The organism is Corynebacterium silvaticum (assembly GCF_004382825.2).
In the GTDB taxonomy this organism is placed as follows: domain Bacteria; phylum Actinomycetota; class Actinomycetes; order Mycobacteriales; family Mycobacteriaceae; genus Corynebacterium; species Corynebacterium silvaticum.
The window spans coordinates 599,953-617,840 of sequence record NZ_SDQO02000001.1 but is presented as its reverse complement, the minus strand read 5'-3'; the positions used below and the strand labels follow the sequence as shown (position 1 = coordinate 617,840).

The 17,888-nt window shown below is 52.3% G+C and carries 17 protein-coding genes and 5 tRNA genes; 13 read left to right on the top strand and 9 right to left on the bottom strand.

Features of this window, described 5'->3' with window-relative positions:
- The first annotated feature begins 28 nt into the window (after positions 1-28).
- Positions 29-262 carry an excalibur calcium-binding domain-containing protein gene (locus ET810_RS13095; protein WP_087454090.1) on the top strand — a complete coding sequence of 78 codons (234 nt, stop codon included), beginning with the start codon at positions 29-31 and terminating at the stop codon, positions 260-262.
- A 164-nt stretch (positions 263-426) separates the two neighbouring features.
- Here ET810_RS13095 and ET810_RS02900 read toward each other — a convergent pair.
- Positions 427-501: transfer RNA gene (locus tag ET810_RS02900), tRNA-Val, on the bottom strand.
- A gap of 366 nt (positions 502-867) precedes the next feature.
- Here ET810_RS02900 and ET810_RS02895 point away from each other — a divergent pair.
- The 7 genes from ET810_RS02895 (at position 868) to msrB (ending at position 4,074) form a co-directional block, all read left to right on the top strand.
- Positions 868-940, top strand: a tRNA-Gly gene (locus ET810_RS02895).
- A gap of 33 nt (positions 941-973) precedes the next feature.
- A tRNA-Cys gene (locus ET810_RS02890) sits at positions 974-1,044 on the top strand.
- A gap of 8 nt (positions 1,045-1,052) precedes the next feature.
- Positions 1,053-1,127, top strand: a tRNA-Val gene (locus tag ET810_RS02885).
- A gap of 36 nt (positions 1,128-1,163) precedes the next feature.
- Positions 1,164-1,236 (top strand) — tRNA-Gly (locus tag ET810_RS02880).
- A gap of 54 nt (positions 1,237-1,290) precedes the next feature.
- Positions 1,291-2,085 carry a pyrimidine reductase family protein gene (locus ET810_RS02875; protein ID WP_087454091.1) on the top strand — a complete coding sequence of 265 codons (795 nt, stop codon included), beginning with the start codon at positions 1,291-1,293 and terminating at the stop codon, positions 2,083-2,085.
- Positions 2,086-2,156: 71 nt separating this feature from the next.
- Positions 2,157-3,437, top strand: a complete 1,281-nt coding sequence (locus ET810_RS02870; RefSeq protein ID WP_087454092.1) for a glycosyltransferase family 87 protein — start codon at positions 2,157-2,159, stop codon at positions 3,435-3,437.
- 226 nt (positions 3,438-3,663) lie between these two features.
- Complete coding sequence (gene msrB / locus ET810_RS02865; RefSeq protein ID WP_023635823.1) at positions 3,664-4,074, top strand: peptide-methionine (R)-S-oxide reductase MsrB; 411 nt, start codon at positions 3,664-3,666, stop codon at positions 4,072-4,074.
- 76 nt (positions 4,075-4,150) lie between these two features.
- Here the strand turns inward: msrB and hemQ are convergent, their stop codons facing one another.
- Positions 4,151-4,855, bottom strand: coding sequence for a hydrogen peroxide-dependent heme synthase (gene hemQ / locus ET810_RS02860; protein WP_134315988.1), 705 nt, complete (start codon positions 4,853-4,855; stop codon positions 4,151-4,153).
- Positions 4,856-5,191: 336 nt separating this feature from the next.
- On the opposite strand from hemQ, the gene ET810_RS02855 reads away from it, so the two are divergent.
- Positions 5,192-5,800 (top strand): DUF3000 domain-containing protein, encoded by a 609-nt coding sequence (locus ET810_RS02855; protein ID WP_134315924.1) that lies wholly within the window; start codon positions 5,192-5,194, stop codon positions 5,798-5,800.
- Between the two features lie 10 nt (positions 5,801-5,810).
- A complete protein-coding gene (locus tag ET810_RS02850) occupies positions 5,811-7,016 on the top strand; it encodes an HRDC domain-containing protein (RefSeq protein ID WP_087454094.1) in 1,206 nt (401 codons plus the stop codon).
- A gap of 24 nt (positions 7,017-7,040) precedes the next feature.
- Here ET810_RS02850 and dxs read toward each other — a convergent pair whose 3' ends face one another.
- From dxs to dut, 5 genes are all read right to left on the bottom strand, one after another.
- Positions 7,041-8,960: a 1-deoxy-D-xylulose-5-phosphate synthase gene (gene dxs / locus ET810_RS02845; RefSeq protein ID WP_087454095.1), complete on the bottom strand. Its 1,920-nt coding sequence runs from the start codon at positions 8,958-8,960 to the stop codon at positions 7,041-7,043.
- Positions 8,961-9,182: 222 nt separating this feature from the next.
- Positions 9,183-10,502, bottom strand: a complete 1,320-nt coding sequence (locus ET810_RS02840; RefSeq protein ID WP_134315925.1) for a class I SAM-dependent RNA methyltransferase — start codon at positions 10,500-10,502, stop codon at positions 9,183-9,185.
- The gene (locus ET810_RS02835; RefSeq protein ID WP_087454097.1) at positions 10,503-11,207 is read right to left on the bottom strand and encodes a DUF3159 domain-containing protein; all 705 of its coding nucleotides are present in this window, start codon (positions 11,205-11,207) and stop codon (positions 10,503-10,505) included.
- Between the two features lie 24 nt (positions 11,208-11,231).
- Complete coding sequence (locus tag ET810_RS02830; RefSeq protein ID WP_134315926.1) at positions 11,232-12,044, bottom strand: DUF3710 domain-containing protein; 813 nt, start codon at positions 12,042-12,044, stop codon at positions 11,232-11,234.
- Positions 12,045-12,149: 105 nt separating this feature from the next.
- Positions 12,150-12,614, bottom strand: a complete 465-nt coding sequence (gene dut / locus ET810_RS02825; protein WP_087454099.1) for a dUTP diphosphatase — start codon at positions 12,612-12,614, stop codon at positions 12,150-12,152.
- A 231-nt stretch (positions 12,615-12,845) separates the two neighbouring features.
- Between dut and ET810_RS02820 the strand changes: the two genes are divergently transcribed.
- Positions 12,846-13,343 (top strand): DUF3093 domain-containing protein, encoded by a 498-nt coding sequence (locus ET810_RS02820; protein WP_087454100.1) that lies wholly within the window; start codon positions 12,846-12,848, stop codon positions 13,341-13,343.
- A gap of 150 nt (positions 13,344-13,493) precedes the next feature.
- Here the strand turns inward: ET810_RS02820 and ET810_RS02815 are convergent, their stop codons facing one another.
- Both ET810_RS02815 and ET810_RS02810 read right to left on the bottom strand, forming a co-directional pair.
- Entirely contained in the window at positions 13,494-13,787 is a 294-nt protein-coding gene (locus tag ET810_RS02815; RefSeq protein WP_087454101.1) for a DUF4193 domain-containing protein, read from the bottom strand.
- A 193-nt stretch (positions 13,788-13,980) separates the two neighbouring features.
- Positions 13,981-14,913: an inositol monophosphatase family protein gene (locus tag ET810_RS02810; RefSeq protein WP_134315927.1), complete on the bottom strand. Its 933-nt coding sequence runs from the start codon at positions 14,911-14,913 to the stop codon at positions 13,981-13,983.
- Positions 14,914-15,142: 229 nt separating this feature from the next.
- On the opposite strand from ET810_RS02810, the gene ppgK reads away from it, so the two are divergent.
- Entirely contained in the window at positions 15,143-15,895 is a 753-nt protein-coding gene (gene ppgK / locus ET810_RS02805) for a polyphosphate--glucose phosphotransferase (RefSeq protein ID WP_087454103.1), read from the top strand.
- Between the two features lie 366 nt (positions 15,896-16,261).
- Positions 16,262-17,839 carry an RNA polymerase sigma factor gene (locus ET810_RS02800; RefSeq protein ID WP_087454104.1) on the top strand — a complete coding sequence of 526 codons (1,578 nt, stop codon included), beginning with the start codon at positions 16,262-16,264 and terminating at the stop codon, positions 17,837-17,839.
- The last annotated feature ends 49 nt before the right edge of the window (positions 17,840-17,888 follow it).

The window sequence follows — 17,888 nt, the reverse complement described above, 5'->3', positions numbered from 1 at the left end:
TTCCGCAGAGCCAGCGCCACAGCAGTTCATGGCACCTCCGCCCCCTCCAGCTCAGACACCTGACCCAGCACCGGCCCCCGCTCGAGCTCCGCAACAGTTCGTAGCCCCTCCGCCAGCTCCGGCACCAGACCAAGACGTGTATTTCAACAGCTGCAGAGAAGCACGAGCCGCAGGATATTCCCATATGCGCCGCGGAGAACCTGGCTATAGATCAGGGCTTGACGGGGATAACGACGGTATTGCTTGCGATAAGAAAAAGTAATGCCAAGCAACAGGGATACCCCAGGCGACAATGAAGACTCTTTGGCTGCCTTAGCTTTCGATTTCCCCGAATCGTGAGGTTTATGCACCTCCTGCCCCAGCAAATAGGGCAAGACACATGAACGGAGATACCCCACACCCTCAAGGGCGTGAGGTATCTCCGTGTGGTGGTCCTAGCTGGGATCGAACCAGCGACCTTTCCGGTGTGAACGGAACGCTCTTCCACTGAGCCATAGGACCTTAAAATTAAGCCGTACACAATGTGCAACAGATCTAGAATCTAGCACCATCTACATTTCTATTCAAAACCCAATGCAGAAGCATATTTTGACTCCTTCTGTCTTATATCCGTTCAGAGATTCATGCTATGCCCCTATGACATTCCCAGACATTCCCTAACCGGATAATCACCGAACCCTATCGATTCTTTGAACACACTCAAGGACGCACTCAAACTAGTGCCACCGTCAAGAAGATGTCCCAACAAAGATCCCCTCGCTATCACCGCAGCAGGCATAAAATTCGGTGGTTCCCTTAGTTTCACTGGGGATTTGTACTAAACCGACAATTCAGGCTAAAGTTTCATCTCGCAACAACAGTTGTAATGCGGATGTAGCGCAGTTGGTAGCGCATCACCTTGCCAAGGTGAGGGTCGCGAGTTCGAGTCTCGTCATCCGCTCAGGTACATTAGTATCTACGGCGGTAACGCCACGGTGGAATGGCCGAGTGGTGAGGCAACGGTCTGCAAAACCGTGCACACGGGTTCGATTCCCGTTTCCACCTCGCATTAAGCGCGTTTAGCTCAGCGGGAGAGCGCTTCCCTGACACGGAAGAGGTCACTGGTTCAATCCCAGTATCGCGCACCAAAGCCTTGTTTCAGGCTTTTCAAACAGTAGAAACATGCGGATGTAGCGCAGTTGGTAGCGCATCACCTTGCCAAGGTGAGGGTCACGAGTTCGAGTCTCGTCATCCGCTCAGCATAAGGCGGCACCTCCTAAGAGGTGCCGCCTTTTATGGTCTAATCGTTTTATGTCCACTACTCAGCAGCAGTCTCCCCTAACGCAAACTCCGCAGCAGCAGGCACAACAGTTACTAGGAGAGGTTCAGCCAGTCCAGCACCCGGAGCTAAGAGCTATCACCTTAGCCACTCTTAATGGATCCGCTACCATCAACGGTGTATCCGGGTTTTCCTCCGCACCTCTGGACGCAGAGATGATCACGGCTGTGCGAGCAGGGTCAGACCTCGTGCTGGTTACCTCCGCGACTATCAAGGCCGAATCTTATGTCCCTGTTTTACTCTCATCAGAAGCCCAGATAGAGCGAAAAACCCGAGGACAGACTCCCCTTCCCGCCCTTGGCATAGTCAGTCGTTCTCTCGATTTTCCCAGCGATTCGGTTGTCTTTGAGCCAAGCGCGCGAGGTTCTTTACTTGTGATTACTGAGAACGTCGATAAGCAGGATGCTCAGCGGGCGCATCGGTACCGTCGACTCACTGACGCGGGGATCGTCGTTCTTATGGTTTCCGATTTATCAACTCCCGCAGGCCTCCACTCAGCGCTGACAACTCTGCACAAAAACGGTTTTTCCCGCATCAGTTGCGAAGGCGGACCGTCCTTGTATCGGAAGCTTCTTCAGACCCAGCTCATTGACATCATTCACCTGACCATTGCACCTGTTATTGCGTTACCCGTAGAAACGCCCAGTTTTGGCACCGACTCATCGACCGACACCGCTTTGTATCACTTTGCCGTAGAAGAAACTCTCACTGCCACCGATGGGTCAGTTTTTCTCAGGCTCAAAGCCACTTCAGGCAACAAACTTTAACAACAGATTTTTCGAGGTACTAACCAGTTTCAATCCCCCACCCCACGGGTTTTTCCACTACGGTAATCAAAGTGACCGAGAATCAAATTACCCGTAGCACCCGTTTTTCTTTCCCTCAATGGTTGCGTCGGCAGGCGGAGATATCCCGCTCGTTCTCCTACTCCCAACCGGCGCCAGCTCGAACACCATGGGATAGCGCGGGAAAAAAGGCGTTATATCCGCTAGCCATTGGCTTGGTCATATACAGTGTTGCGGTTTTAGGTGTTAACGGCAGCATCACCGATGATTTCTCTACCGTTTATAATGCTTTACGACGTTTCCTCGACGGAGTTCCCGTCTATAACGAGACGTACTATTTCGTTGACCCACATTATCTCTATAACCCCGGAGCCACTGTTCTCCTGTCGCCGATAGCCCTAGGCACTCATTTTGCGTTTCAGCGCCTGGTGTTCATCATTGCAAATGCCGCTGCCATCATCGCGGCGCTGGCGCTTCTCACTCGGCTTTTTGGGTACTCGATCAAAAGCGCAGTCTTTCCGCTCGTCGTCGCGCTAGCTTTCCTCACAGAAGCCGTAAGAAACACCCTCATCTTTTCCAATATCAACGGAATTTTGCTTTTAGCTTTTGTCGCTTTTCTCCGATTGACTCTTGATAATCGGCGGTGGTGGGCCGGAATTATTATTGGTCTGGCTATTGTGGTCAAACCTGTTTTCCTGCCAGTCCTTTTTATCCCTCTAGTTTTGCTGCACTGGCGGACTCTGTGCGCTGCATTGGGTATTCCGATAGTTGCCAATATTGTCGGTTGGATCCTAGTCCCAGGCGCTTCCGAGTACCTTAGCCGTACGGCGCCTTATCTCAAAGAAGTTCGAGACTACGCCAATAGCTCCTTGCGTGGCATGGCAGTGTACTTCGGTGCGCCGACATGGGTGAGCGCTTTCTTTTTCGTGCTCTTTGCTGGGCTCGTTATTGCGGGTCTTCTCTTCCTGCTTCAATGGCGGTCAAAGGAACCTTTGCTGTGGATTATTTCCACAGCATCGCTTCTCCTCCTCGCCGGCTTTTTCTTATCCGCGCTGGGGCAAATGTACTATTCCATGACGCTTTTCCCCCTGCTGTTTACCGTTCTTCTTTCTCGCTCCCCTATGCATACATGGACAGCATGGATTGGTGCATTACTTGTCCTTGCACCTTTTGATTGGACTTCCTCGTATTGGCCGGTAGTAGGACCTTGGATCACTACGTTCCAGGCCACTTTTGGCTGGGGACTACTCATCATCGCTATCAGCGTCAGCGCCATGGCGTGGCGGCAGGCAGACCTCAACAACGATGCTGCGCTGAAGCCATCGACCGCTTAAAGCTCCCAGGAAGAAGTCTTAAAAAGCACTCTGCCCTATCTTTCTTTTTTATTCAGCGCTTATCCTGCGTTTTCGCGTCGGAAGCTACCATAATCCTGCTGTATTGCTGTTAAATTCCTGAATCGGCTCATAAAGGGAAATATCAGGAAACCTCATGTGTTGATAGATACATAAGATCCATTAGCGCTTGGTTTCCAAGCCCGTCGACTAACAAGGAGTGCTTACCATGACCAACTTCAAGCTGATTTCCGACGATCAGTGGCGGCAACGACTCAGCGCTGAAGAATACCGGGTTCTGCGACAGGCCGGAACTGAAGCTCCCCACGTTGGTAAATACACAAATACAAAGACCGAAGGCGTTTATTCCTGCCGAGCATGCGGAACGGAGCTATTCAGATCCACAGAGAAATTTGATTCCCATTGTGGCTGGCCCTCGTTTTTCTCCCCGCTGGCAGGAGACAAGATTATCGAGCGCTCCGATACCTCGCTAGGAATGGTGCGCACCGAGGTCCTGTGTGCCACCTGCAACTCGCACCTAGGTCACGTTTTCGCAGGGGAAGGCTATTCCACCCCCACAGACCTACGTTATTGCATTAACTCAATCTGCCTTGAGCTAGAAGAGAAGCCCATCGACTAAATAAAACCACTACTCCCCTCGTCTATGAGCCCACACAAGGGCCAAAACGAGGGGAGTTTTTCTTAAACCAGAAAAGTTATGGCAGTACAGAAATCACATCGCCGATAGTCGTTACTCGCTTACCGGTAAAGAACGGCACCTCTTCGCGTACATGAAGCCGCGCCTTGGTGTAACGCATTTGATGCATCAGATCAACGATACGGTCCAAGCTCGGCGCTTCAAAGGCCAACATCCACTCATAGTCACCCAAGGCGAAAGCAGGGACGGTGTTAGCGCGAACATCTGGGTATTCGCGGGCTGCTTGGCCATGCTCAACCAAGATGGCACGACGCTCTTGTGGATCCATAAGGTACCAGTCATAAGAACGCACGAAAGGATACACAGTAATCCACTGACCGGGCTCTTCTCCCATAATGAATGAGGGAAGGTGTGAACGGTTAAACTCTGCAGGACGGTGGAGTGAGTTACCTAGCCAGAAGACCTCTGTGGTCTGCCCCAGCACGGTGTCTCGGCGGAACCTACAGTATGCATCCTGAATCTGTTCAAATTCCTCTGCAATCCACCAGATCATAAAGTCAGCTTCAGCTCGGCACCCCGACAAGTCATAAATTCCGCGGACTGAAACCACTCCTTCGCGTTCCAGCTCGGCGAAAAAGTCCTGTGCCTGAGCGATGATATCGCTTCTTTCTGTGCCCAAAGCTCCTGGTATTGCTTTGAACGTCGCAAACTGCGAATACCTTTGCAAGCTGTTCAACTCATCGAAGTCAATCTTCTTTGCCACTGTATAGCCCTTTCTATCTGCGCGAAGTTGCCGTCTATAACGTACCGCTACAGCGTGGTGCTCGTCGTCTTGCATGTTCGGATTAATGAGACAGGGCTTCATGGAGAAGGCGACTCCTCCGAATTCGATTCATCCACCAAACTCCCGCCTGGCTATCAATCTTAAGTTTTATTCCGACCGATGGTCAAAGAGCGCTGTTCCCCTCGCCTCTTGTACAAGCCACGGCTCTTTCTTACCCCGTCTCACGTTGGCTTATTTCCTATACGCAGTTCAAGCATTACGCACTTCCGGCGCGCCTCCCACCAAACTTGCACAGCAAAAGTTACGTTCTCCCTTGTGACTGATTCTCAAGCACCTTCGACGCCCACCCTCTCGGATGCCACGGACTCGACCCCACCTGAGTTTTCCCAGGCTGTCGAATCCATGCATCAGGCCATACTGCGTCCTGAGATCACTTTGGGGACAATTCGTCCCCCGCAGCGTCTCGCTCCATTTAGCCATGCAATCGGCCTAGAGGTATCGGAGCCGAGTCAGGGGTCGCGCATCCCTGACCGCAGCGAAGGCGATGCTTTTGGTCGACTCATCCTTCTTCATGATCCTCACTCTGAGGATACGTGGGAAGGGACCATGCGCCTCGTTGCTTATATCCAGGCCGATATGGATGATTCTGTAGCCAACGACCCCCTTCTTCCCGAGGTCTCCTGGGAATGGCTTACTGAGGGGCTAGCAGATGCAGGTTTTAGCAACTTAGGCGGAACAGTGACCTCCACGTCCTCGGTTCGCTTTGGAGACATCGGGGGGCCGCCACGGGCGTATCAGGTTGAGATGCGAGCATCGTGGACTGCAAAATCCTGTGATCTTGCACCACACGTTCTCGCTTTTTCCAAGGTCCTTGCTAACGTCGCAGGCCTGCCTCCTGAGGGCATCTCCGCAATAGGCCTCTAATACGTAGATTATGCCTGAGCTTCTCGACGAACCCCGGGAGGGCCTTCCTCCGCTGTGCACTACGGTAGAAGAAATAGCTGATGCAGCGCGTCTTCTCGAATCTGGCGTTGGCCCCTTTGCCGTAGATACAGAACGTGCTTCTGGTTTCCGTTATGATGATCGCGCATTTCTTCTGCAGATCCGTAGGAGACAAGCTGGCACGGTACTTATTGACCCCTCAATTCACCCAGAGGCGGTTACCCAACATCTCGGGAGAGTGCTCAACTTCCACACCTGGGTAATCCATGCGGCTCCTAGTGACCTACCGTGTCTACGCGAGTTGGGACTACGCCCTTCCAATATTTTTGATACTGAGCTTGCCGGCCGGCTCATCGGCATGCCGCGCGTCAATCTTGCTGCGATGACTGAAGAAATCGTCGGCTTCACGTTGCGTAAAGGGCATGGTGCAGAAGATTGGTCCACGCGTCCTCTTCCTACGGACTGGCTCAATTACGCTGCCCTCGATGTGGAAAACCTCTTGGATCTCGCTGACGCGATGGCGGAACTCCTCGATTCTCAAGGCAAACTTGAATGGGCCGAGCAGGAGTTTGCCCACCTTGTCTACACGGAATATGAGAATCCACGTCCACCGAAGCAGTGGATAGATCTCAAGGGGCTCGGTTCTATTAAGAATCCAGAACAACTTGTTATTGCCAGAGAAGTCTGGACTGCACGAGAAAAAGAAGCTTGTGAAGTAGATAAGGCGGTGTCTCGCATACTGCCAGATAAAGCAATAATCGGTTTAGCGCTTTCTATGCCTCAGAGCATACGTGCAGTAGATCGCTCCCCCGGTTACCCTTCTCGGTTACGAAAGTCGTCTCGTAAGTGGTTAGGCGTTGTCACAGCTGCTCGTGAGATTCCGTCACATCAATGGCCACAAAGAATTCCTCGCCCACCGCGTCCTTATCCACCCAAATCTTTATGGGGACGCGACTACCCGGAGGTCTTCGCAGCGTGGGAGGACGTACAAAGCTCCTTGAGTTCGCTGTCTCTCCGCCTGGAGATTCCGGTCGAGAATATTCTCCAGCCCTCAGCGCTCCGAGAAATCGTCTGGTTATGCTGCACCACGCACTCAATTACCTCTCACGATGATCTCGTGCAAGCCTTAAGAGATCACCAGGCGCGTGAGTGGCAGATTCAGATTGTCCTCGACACGCTGCGTCGCAAGCTCCTATAAAAGCTTGTCGACGCAGCCTCTCCTCTATTCGGCCTCTGCCTCACTAGGGCCAAAGAGATCTTCCGCCCAACCACAAATAGCGGTGGTCACACTGTGAGAGTCAAGTCCAACGATCTTAAGCAGTTCGCTTCTCGACGCATGTTCGGGGAACATCTCCGGGAAGGCTAGGTTTCGAACCGGCACATCAATTTCTGCAGCGTTAAGAGACTCATTAATCATCGAGCCAATACCGCCATGGATAATGCCGTCTTCAATGGTGACCACAAGATCATGATCTGCCGCCATAGCGATTAGCGACGGTGCAACAGGTGAAACCCATCGCGGATCCACCACTGTTACGTTTAAGCCTTCTTCGATCAAGGTCGAACATGCTTCCATCGCGGTCTTCGCCATAATGCCTACCGCAACGATCAAGATACTGGGCGAATCGCTATCAGCACCTTCAGTGTCCGCATAAGCCAGCACCTCCGCGCCGTCGTCAAGCCCCATTAACGCCGGGATCTCCTCAGGAAGATTTCCTTTAGGGAACCTGACCACTGTGGGGCCGTCAATAGACACGGCTTCACGGAAGAGTTCTTTAAGCTGCGAGCCATCTCGCGGAGCCGCAACACGCATCCCCGGAATCACTGAGGTTATAGCAAAATCCCATACACCATTGTGGCTTGCACCATCAGAACCAGTTACGCCTGCCCTGTCCAACACGATGGTAACCGGCAGTTCAAGGAGACTGACATCCATGACCATCTGGTCAAACGCCCGGTTGAGGAACGTAGAATACACCGCGACAACAGGGTGCAGGCCGCCCAAGGCTAGGCCCGCTGCAGAGGTCATCGCATGTTGTTCAGCGATCCCTACGTCAAAAAATCTCTCCGGATACGCGTCGCCGAAGGCCGACAAACCAGTCGGGCCTGCCATCGCAGCGGTAATGGCCACGATATCCTGACGTTCCTTGCCTACCTCTACGAGTTCCTTACTAAACACAGATGTCCAGCCAGGGCTTTTCGTCCCTACGGGCTCACCCGTCTTGGGGTTAATAACACCCGTGGAATGCATGAGTTCCGCAACATCATTTTCTGCGGGGGCATAGCCCTTGCCCTTTTCGGTGACCACATGAACGATCAGCGGACCTTTATGGTCTCGTCCATAACGGAGTGCAGTTTCTACAGCCTTGATGTTATGTCCATTAACCGGGCCGATGTACTTCATTCCCAGTTCAGGGAACATTTCTGTAGGAATAACGCTAGATTTAACGCCTTCTTTGAAGGCATGAAGCGCTTCAAAAGTTCGCTCACCTACCCAACCAAGGGCCTTCAGTGTGCTCTTCCCCTGCTCCATCATCTTGTCGTAGAACGGCTGCATCCGGAGGCCCGCGAGGTTATCGGCAAAACCGCCGATCGTAGGAGAATAGCTACGACCATTGTCGTTGACCACGATCACAACGTTGCGGTCTTTGCTCATTGCGATGTTGTTGAGGGCCTCCCAACACATTCCACCGGTCAAAGCGCCGTCGCCAACGATCGCAACCACGTTGCGATGGGTTTCCCCTTGAATCTCAAACGCCTTTGATAGACCATCTGCGTACGACAATGCCGCTGAAGCGTGTGAAGATTCGGTCCAGTCGTGAGGGCTCTCTGAGCGGTCCGTGTAACCGGACAAGCCGCCCTTTTGCCTCAGCGAGTCAAATAACCCCACACGACCCGTCAGGATCTTATGAACGTAGGACTGATGCGACGTATCAAAAATAATGGGGTCCGAAGGAGAAGAAAAGACACGATGCAAAGCAATCGTCAGTTCAACTACTCCAAGATTTGGCCCCAGGTGCCCTCCGGTAGCAGATACTTTTTCAACAAGAAATTCTCTAATCTCTGCGGCAAGCGCATCAAGCTCATCAAACGAGAGCCTTTTCACGTCGGCCGGAGACGAGACGGTGTGAAGAATACCCATGGAGGAAAGGCGCACCCTTTCATTGATCGCGGACGACGGGCCTAGCTGTTAGTGCTCTCAGTTGAGGATACTGGAGGGGAAACGACAATCTGAGGAAACATGCGATTGGGGGCGCATGCAGCTACAAGCCTGAAGTGACAAAATTCTTAAACGCATTCTACTCCGTCATTCACGCTGACTAACAAAGCCCACTGCTTCCGCATGTCGCCACAAGCGCAATAATTAAAGTTCGCGACTCTTATCGCGCACCAATAAACCAAGGGTCTCAAAATGATGAGTACCCGGAAAAGCATCCACAAACTGGAGACGAATCAACGCGTATCCGTTCTCCTGCCAATACGACATGTCGCGAGCAAAGGTGGCAGGATCACAACCAATATGAACGACGACCTCGGGGGAGGCTAGCGCAATATCATCAATGACTGCTCGCCCAGCCCCCACCCGCGGCGGATCGAGCACCACTGCGACAGGCTTGGGCAGCCTCGGAACAGCGCGCTCCACCAGCGAAGAATGGAAGACCACCCGTTGTGCGTCGTGAGCACTTCTTAGCGCGTGTTTTCCGGCTTTTGCAGCTTCCGGCGATAGCTCCACAGAGTGGACAACGCCGCTATCTCCCAGCCCATCCAGCATCGCCGGAACAAAAGCGCCTGCCCCACCGTAGAGGTCCCATCCAATATGGCTGCGGTGCGCAAGGTCCTCTTGGTTGAGTTCCTGCAACGTGGTTTTAATCCAGCGCTGAATAGTGGAAGCATAATGCTGGGCCGAAGCCTTATGCGCTTGCCAAAAAGCTGTTGCTGAAATAGTAAACTGCGCGTTGCCGATAACCTGAGTGACGTTACCGTCGCCTTCCAGTACTTTTTGAATCGACTCAGCACGCTGCCCTCGCGATGGCTTTCGTGTCTCCACAACTGAGCGTTTACCCTCATCATCCAGGACAACCACAATCTGAGAACCTGGCGTGAACGTAAAGTTCACTGCTTCTCCTTCAGATTCGACAATCCCGTCCAACAACCCTGGAACAGCTTGTGAACAAGGATGATGCGCCACTATGTCGTGGGAATTACGACGGCGAAAACCGGCATTTCCCAGAGCATCGACACCAAGGCGCATCCGGGTGCGCCAACCCACTGGTTCCCCGATAGTCTGCACATCAATAGCAGGAATAGTGGCGATTTTGCCTAAACGCTGAAGCTGGTCTTTCAAAATATGTACTTTGAACTGAGCTTCTTCTTGAGGCTTAATGTCGCCTAGATCACAGCATCCAGCGCCATGCGACGCTGCCAGACATCTATTAACTGTTCTCAGATCGGATGCTCGTGTCACCGCTTCCAGTTCCGCACGAGCAAATTTTTTCTTCACCTGCGTAATCGTGGCCTCGACTACGTCCCCGGGATAGGTATTAGGAACAAAAACCACCCGCCCCTCGGACAAGGCTATACCCTCGCCCCCATGCGCTGACCGCTCGATGGTCAACTCGACTTTTGTTCCCTTATGCATGGTTGTATTCGATCCCTCGGGCATATCCGACGCCGTCTCAGTCATTTATTTATGTCCTTCTTGAGGATCGTCAGGGTTAGCTTCCCGATCCGTAGTTTCTTCCACAGGCATGTTGTGCTCTGTGGTCATCGCACGCGCGGCTTTCTTAACCATCCACACGGTAAGGAGCGTGACTAATCCGGTCAGCGGCCATCCCATAAGAATCCGGGCAAGCGCCAGCGCATTAGTTGCGTCTGCGTCATAAAGATTACGCTGAACTACAAAGCGCGTTGCAAATACTAAGGCCCATCCGAAAGTAGCTACAGCATAAGCACGACGTGCCGTTACGTTTGTTCTCCACGCCATGCCTTCGCCGTTGATCCCCTTCCAGATGATCCCGACCATCGGCCAGCGCACAATCAACGAGACTATAAACACAAGAGCCATCAAGCCTGACATCCAGATGCCATAGAGGAAATAGCCTTTGGCGTCTCCAGTCCACCATGCGATTGCCGCACAAATGCCTACTCCGATAAACCCTGAGATCGCAGGCTGAAGATTTTCTTTCCGCATCAGGCGCCACACGGTGACTGCTATCGCAATCGCAATCGCAGCCGAGAGACCTCTATTAAGGCCCCATTTATTGTTGATTGGAACGAAAACCAGAATAGGTAAAGTCGAGGAGACTAAGCCTCCAAGACCACCCATCTGGTCTAAAAACGTACCAGTATCTTTGGTTTTTCCTTCAGGTTCTGTAACAGAAGAGTCCACTTAATTCCTTTTACTATCAGTGGGTTATTCAGAAGGTGCCGCTGGAGGTTGAGAATTATTCGGATCGTTCTCCATCGCGGCTCGTAGCGCCATCTCTTCCTGCACTTGCTCTGCAAGCGGTTGCGGAAGAGCCACCGGTAATGAGCTTCCGGCCAAAATAGGAGCATCTCCGCGATTCACAAAAGTACGGGCGATAACTTCACGCCCCAGCTCAGCCATCTGGTCAGCAGATTCAGCCGGAGCAGCAAGAGTCATCCGCAACATCCAACGAGGTCCGTCTACGCCAATGATGCGGATTATGCCGTTTCCTCCATCTGCGGATCCAACGATTTCACGACCCCAAGGCCCCTGTTCTATATGCACGAGGAGTCCGTCTTCACGCATTCCCGCCGCAATTTCTTTGGTCGATTCACGCCATTGTCCTGCGGAAGAAGGAGTCGCAAAAGCAACCGGAGTAATACGACCATGCTCCGTGAGGACATGAAGCATCTTTGGCCCTTCTGGCCCCATTTCCACTTGCACCTCAGAAGGGCGTGGGAGCGGGACAAGCAAGGAGCCTAGATTAAGCGTTCCATCGGAGAAATCAGAGAAATCAAACTCTTCAATGTCTACGTGTCCGGCATCAAAGGGCCCCCTGTGCCCATTGATCGCATCATGGATAGGATCTGCCTCTTCAGATTCGCCCGCTACCGAGCTGTTGTCTAAAGAATCGGCCTCTGGGTCTGCCTGTACCAGGGATGGATCGTTTTCTACCACGTATCCGGGGTCTTCTTGTCGGTCCGTATCCTGGTTATCAGCGGACTCATTTTTATTTTTACCAAAGGGCCAGATAGACATATTTTTCCTTCACGCTTGCAATGCTTGCAATTCATTGTGGTTAATCAACCGCTGCTAGCACAAGGCAACGCAACTAGTTTCAACCACAGATTATGTTGCTTATAGCTAGTTAACCCCTGTAGAGCCGTAGCCGCCAGCTCCTCGCACTGTGTTATCTAGCAGCTCCTCAACCTCCACGAAATCAACCAGCTCAACTTTTTGAATCACGAGCTGAGCGATACGTTGACCGCGTTCAATAGAGATGGGGGTCTGAGGATCAAGATTAATCAGGCACACCTTGATTTCTCCACGGTAATCTGCGTCGATTGTACCTGGGGCATTAACAATACTGAGTCCTTCTTTCAGAGCGCGTCCGGATCGTGGGTGTATGAGCCCCACAGTTCCCAGCGGCAAAGCTAACGCCACACCAGTACCCACGAGTGCTCGGTGCCCTGGCTGAATCTGGACACTTTCAGTGGCATATAGGTCCACCCCTGCATCTCCGCGATGCGCACGCTGAGGTAGTGGAAGATCCTTGTCGAGTCGCTTAACCGACACAGGTCCTATTTGGTGGTCACTGTAAGTACCCACGATGCAGCTCCTTGCTCTGTTGTTCATCTGACCTAAGTCTTCTGCGCCGGTGCGGCACAAATACCGCATAAGAATGCCACACTAAAGCACAAACTCTCACATTTATGAGGCGTCTATCTGGAATAAGATTATGATCCCACCACAATAGGCGTCGCAAAGCTTGAAGGCACCTTGAAGACATCCCAGTGCTCAGCAGTTGTGGTCGACTTGCACTGCAGTAGACTGTGCTGCGTGACTGATGGGGAACGTAATCAAGTAAAAGTCTTGTACAGCGAACGACAATGGGTTCCGTGGTACTGGTGGCTTTTTGCCGCAGCCTTCGTCGCCCTCATTGCGACACAGGCTGGGATCAACCGATCTGATATCTGGTTCTATGGCACCGCTATCCTTCTAGCAGCACTATCGACGTGGGTCCTAGTCTCTTGGTCTGGCACAAAAATTACTGTCGAAGAAGACTCGGACGGAACTCGTTGGCTTGTTGTCGGTGAAGCTAACCTACCGGCCACAGTAGTTTCACGATCCTTGGCCGTGCTTTCTTCCGCCAAGCGCAACGCGATGGGCCGCCAGTTTGATCCTGCCGCTTTTATGGTCTCTCATGGCTGGGTACCCGAGATGGTGATGCTCGTGCTAGACGACGAGGACGATCCCACTCCGTATTGGCTGATTTCCTCCAAGAATCCCGAGCAATTACTCCAGAGTTTTGTGCCTCATCACGCCACCAACGTGTGACACTATCTCGCTGAAACCATAAGTAAGGTCAGGTGCTGCTACTTTCTAGCAAGCCCCTGACCTTATAATCTTGTGCGCTAACGCCTCTTCACTGCGCGGGTTACCCGCGATGAGTGCATCATAGTGCACCTATGCCTTATTACGGCCTCGTTACGCGCAATCTTTGCAGATAATACTGCCGTCATCTTCGACGTGATCAATACGATTATTGCGCTGAACCAGATAGCAAATGGAGCAGGTGAACTCGTCGGAACGGCGAGGGATCACCGTAACGCTCAGCTCTTCTCCCGAAAGATCTACCGTAGGAAGCTCAAAAGGTTCGACGATCTCACCGTCATCATCAATATCACTCTTCGTTGACTCTGCGGCTTTGAGTCCCTCTAGGGAGTCAGTCTCGATCTCGTCTTCTTCTCGACGTCGGGGTGCGTCGTAGTCAGTCGCCATGTGTCTCGCTTCCTGAAGTAAATTGCAGAACAGTCATCGCGCCAGCGGCGTTGTGTGCCTGCCCCTGCCCGAACTACTGTGTGGCATCTATCGACGCGCATATTAAGGCACAAATCTCAGATTGTCACTTCAGTTCCACCAACCTCCCCAGCGGGGGTAACTTCAAAGGATCGAAACCACTAATTCAGGCTTTTTAATTACGCACGTTATGGGAGGTAATAAGCTTTTCCAGCTCTATCGAAATGCTAGGTGAGGATACCCACAAGATCTCCCCCGACGTTCCCGGCGTAGAAAGAGCAGGAATTCGGACAACAGCGCCAGCTTCGGCTGCGATCAAGGCACCTGCAGCGTAGTCCCATGAGTTAAGCCCGTGTTCAAAATAAGCGTCAATTTTTCCTTCAGCCACCGAGCATAGATCTAAAGCGGCGCTCCCCATTCTGCGAATATCACGCACGTGAGGCAACACATGGACAAGCAATTCCGCTTGTTCTTTCCGCCGCTTAGCTGCATAAGAAAACCCAGTGGCCACAAGTGCTGTGGCTAGGTCACGAACGTACCGAACCCCAATGACTGACCAGTCTCCGCCTTCATCAGCAGCGATCGCGCCCGCGCCTATTGCGGCTGCATATATCCGCCCGGTGACCACATTTACCACCGCCCCGGCAACGACCTTGCCATCTATCGCAGCTGCAATCGATACCGCATAGTGAGGAATCCCATAGAGAAAATTGACGGTACCGTCAATCGGATCAACGATCCAGGTCACCCCGCTGACGGACACCAGATCGCTGCCTTCCTCGCCAATAATGCCGTCGCTCGGACGTCTGCGAGCAATCTCTTCAGTGATAATTCTCTCCGCTTCCGTATCCACTACAGTCACAGGATCCACCGGAGAAGACTTCGTCTGCACAAAATCGGATATGTCCCCCAGCTGCGCAACCTGTCTTCTAATAGCTGCCGCAGCGCAGTCAGCAATCGCAATGGCATCGCCTGCAAGCTGGACCGCATTGCTTATCTCGGTATCGTGCTCTGTAGTCAAAAGGGCTATCGCTTGTTCGTCCCGAATGCACGTATAGCCCTCTTGCGTCACATATGAATCGGCACTGTGAATATTGTTGTCTGACATGCTGCTCCACCGTCCTTCGATCACGAAAGTGACATCTTTTACAAAACTGCGTACTCGCAACCCATTCTCGCTTCTTTCCCTAGATTATGCAGCACAACGGACACAAAAGGTCCTCATACAGCTCCTTCCAGATCCATCATCACGCTCTGTGAGTTATTTATGTCGCGTAGAGACGCCAATGTGCGGCAATTGCGCTCGCAGACGCTTGCCATTCAGTAAGCTCAAATTCATGACACGAATTGGCTTTGGCATTGATGTTGGTGGATCTGGGGTTAAAGGCGCCCGTGTTGATCTCGATACCGGTGAATTTGTCGGAGATCGGATCAAGATTTTAACGCCCAAACCCGCCACCCCCGAAGCGGTCGCTCAAACGATTTCCCGCATTGTTACAGAGGCCGAGTGGGAAGGACCAGTAGGGATAACGCTCCCCTCTGTAATCCGGAATCAGGTAGCTCTTTCCGCCGCCAACATCGACAAATCATGGATCAATGTTGATGTTCAAAAATTATTTACAAAGACTCTAGGTGGACGCAGCGTCGCAGTGCTTAACGACGCCGACGCGGCAGGCATCGCCGAAGTAACTTTTGGAGAAGACCAAGCGCGCCGCGGTTCCGCTATTTTACTCACCTTAGGCACCGGCATCGGTTCCGCTTTCTTTATCAACGGAGTCCTGTTCCCCAATACAGAGCTCGGGCACATGATCGTAGAAGGAAAAGAAGCTGAGCATCTAGCTTCCTCCGCAGTAAAAGAGCGCGAAGAGCTAAGCTACACCAAATGGGCCAAGCGAGTTTCTAAAGTTCTCAGCGAATATGAACGCCTCTTTTGGCCAGATGTTTTTATCGTAGGCGGTGGAATCTCACGCAAAGCCGATAAATGGATACCCAAGCTCACCATTGATACACCCGTTGTGCCTGCAAAACTACGTAATACCGCAGGTATCGTAGGAGCGGCAATGGCAGCAGACCAAAACATCCGGCCTTAGGACAACGTAAAACTCACCCACATCTCATGGGGTCGTTACGACTAAAACCGGTCGTATTTTACGAGTAACGACCCCTCAAACCCCGCGATCTCCTTAAATGTTTTATAATGGCGCTTTGTCCAAGTCGTAATGAGTAAAATGCCTGGGAACTTCCTCGTCCAGCCTCTAGTTCCCCCTGCGTCCTCCCATTTGTTGAGCTTTATTAAAGCGCACATGTTAAGCAGGGAACAATAATGAGGCCTGTGACGTTAAAGCTTCCATCGGGTTAACGCCCTTAGGCTGGTAAGAAACAGCTCTGTTCTTCATGTCTTATCCGGCATCAAACTTTTTACGAGGAAACTCACTCATCCAATCGAAAGGGCGTACGTGGCAGCCACTGATAATTCAGAATCTTCCGCAACGGCACGCGCTAGCGGCACCGGTCTTTCTGGCACTCCTGCCGGTGAAGCAGCCGCCCCTGCCGCAAAGAAGACGGCAAAGAAAGTCGCAGCGAAGAAGACGGCACGCAAGGTCGCTCGAAAGGCTGCTCCGCGCAAAGCTGAGCCGGTATCCGCAACAGTGGGTCCCGTCGGCGGTATTGAAGCTGAATCCTCCACCGCGTCATCCATCGAATCGGATTCTGTCGAGTTGAAGGATTCCACTCCTGTGAAGAAGGCGGCTAAAAAAACCGCTAAAAAGACGGCTAAGAAAGCAGCCCAAAAAGCAGCTAAAAAAGCCCCTAAGCGTGCAGCCAAAGTCGAAGAGCCAGTAGAGGTTTCGCCCGAACTGGAAGCTACCGATGAAGACGAGCTCGAGACCGACAATAGCGATGACTACGATCCTCTCGATGACGCAGACGATGATCTTCATGATGAAGAAGACAATCTCGTATCGGTTCTCGGTGATGACGATGAGGAAGAAGCCTCTGAAGAGTCTGAGGATGAGGAAGAGGACGAGGGTTCTTCAGTCTGGGACGAAGACGAATCCGCTGCACTACGTCAAGCGCGTAAAGATGCGGAACTCACAGCCTCCGCAGACTCGGTACGCGCTTATCTGAAGCAGATCGGTAAAGTCGCTCTGCTCAATGCTGAGCAAGAAGTCTCTCTGGCTAAGCGCATTGAGGCTGGCCTCTACGCCACTTACCGCATGGAGCAGATGGAAGAGGCTTTTAACAACGGAGATCGGGAAGCAAAATTAACCCCCGCCGTTAAACGCGATCTTCGTGCTATCGCTCGCGATGGCCGCAAGGCTAAGAATCACTTGCTAGAAGCCAACCTGCGTCTCGTGGTTTCGCTGGCTAAGCGCTACACCGGTCGCGGTATGGCCTTCCTAGACTTGATCCAAGAAGGCAACCTTGGTCTTATCCGCGCAGTAGAGAAGTTCGATTACACCAAGGGCTACAAGTTCTCTACGTATGCTACGTGGTGGATCCGACAGGCCATTACCCGTGCAATGGCGGATCAAGCGCGAACCATCCGTATCCCTGTCCACATGGTGGAAGTCATTAACAAGCTGGGTAGAATCCAGCGTGAGCTGCTGCAGGATTTGGGACGCGAGCCCACCCCGCAGGAGTTGGCTAAGGAAATGGATATTACCGAGGAAAAGGTCCTCGAAATCCAGCAATATGCGCGCGAGCCTATCTCCCTTGATCAGACTATCGGCGACGAAGGTGACAGTCAGCTCGGCGACTTTATCGAGGACTCGGAAGCAGTTATCGCTGTCGACGCAGTTTCTTTTACTCTGCTGCAGGATCAATTGCAGGATGTCCTCCACACGCTCTCAGAGCGTGAAGCTGGCGTGGTTAAACTCCGTTTTGGTCTCACTGACGGCATGCCTAGAACCCTCGATGAGATCGGACAGGTTTACGGGGTTACTCGTGAGCGTATCCGCCAGATCGAGTCTAAGACTATGTCTAAGCTACGACACCCGTCACGTTCTCAGGTTCTCCGTGACTATCTTGATTAGTTGGTCATAGCTACGGCTAAGCGTATGGCGGCTCTCCCAGATCGGGAGG

What these genes read in the sequence shown, in the direction of transcription:
- ET810_RS02830 (WP_134315926.1), bottom strand. Translation starts at nt 12,044, where the DNA reads ATGTCTATCTGGCCCTTTGGTAAAAATAAAAATGAGTCCGCTGATAAC.
- ET810_RS02840 (WP_134315925.1), bottom strand. Translation starts at nt 10,502, where the DNA reads ATGACTGAGACGGCGTCGGATATGCCCGAGGGATCGAATACAACCATG.
- ET810_RS02815 (WP_087454101.1), bottom strand. Translation starts at nt 13,787, where the DNA reads ATGGCGACTGACTACGACGCACCCCGACGTCGAGAAGAAGACGAGATC.
- ET810_RS02850 (WP_087454094.1), top strand. Translation starts at nt 5,811, where the DNA reads ATGCCTGAGCTTCTCGACGAACCCCGGGAGGGCCTTCCTCCGCTGTGC.
- dxs (WP_087454095.1), bottom strand. Translation starts at nt 8,960, where the DNA reads ATGGGTATTCTTCACACCGTCTCGTCTCCGGCCGACGTGAAAAGGCTC.
- ET810_RS02875 (WP_087454091.1), top strand. Translation starts at nt 1,291, where the DNA reads ATGTCCACTACTCAGCAGCAGTCTCCCCTAACGCAAACTCCGCAGCAG.
- ppgK (WP_087454103.1), top strand. Translation starts at nt 15,143, where the DNA reads ATGACACGAATTGGCTTTGGCATTGATGTTGGTGGATCTGGGGTTAAA.
- ET810_RS02810 (WP_134315927.1), bottom strand. Translation starts at nt 14,913, where the DNA reads ATGTCAGACAACAATATTCACAGTGCCGATTCATATGTGACGCAAGAG.
- ET810_RS13095 (WP_087454090.1), top strand. Translation starts at nt 29, where the DNA reads ATGGCACCTCCGCCCCCTCCAGCTCAGACACCTGACCCAGCACCGGCC.
- msrB (WP_023635823.1), top strand. Translation starts at nt 3,664, where the DNA reads ATGACCAACTTCAAGCTGATTTCCGACGATCAGTGGCGGCAACGACTC.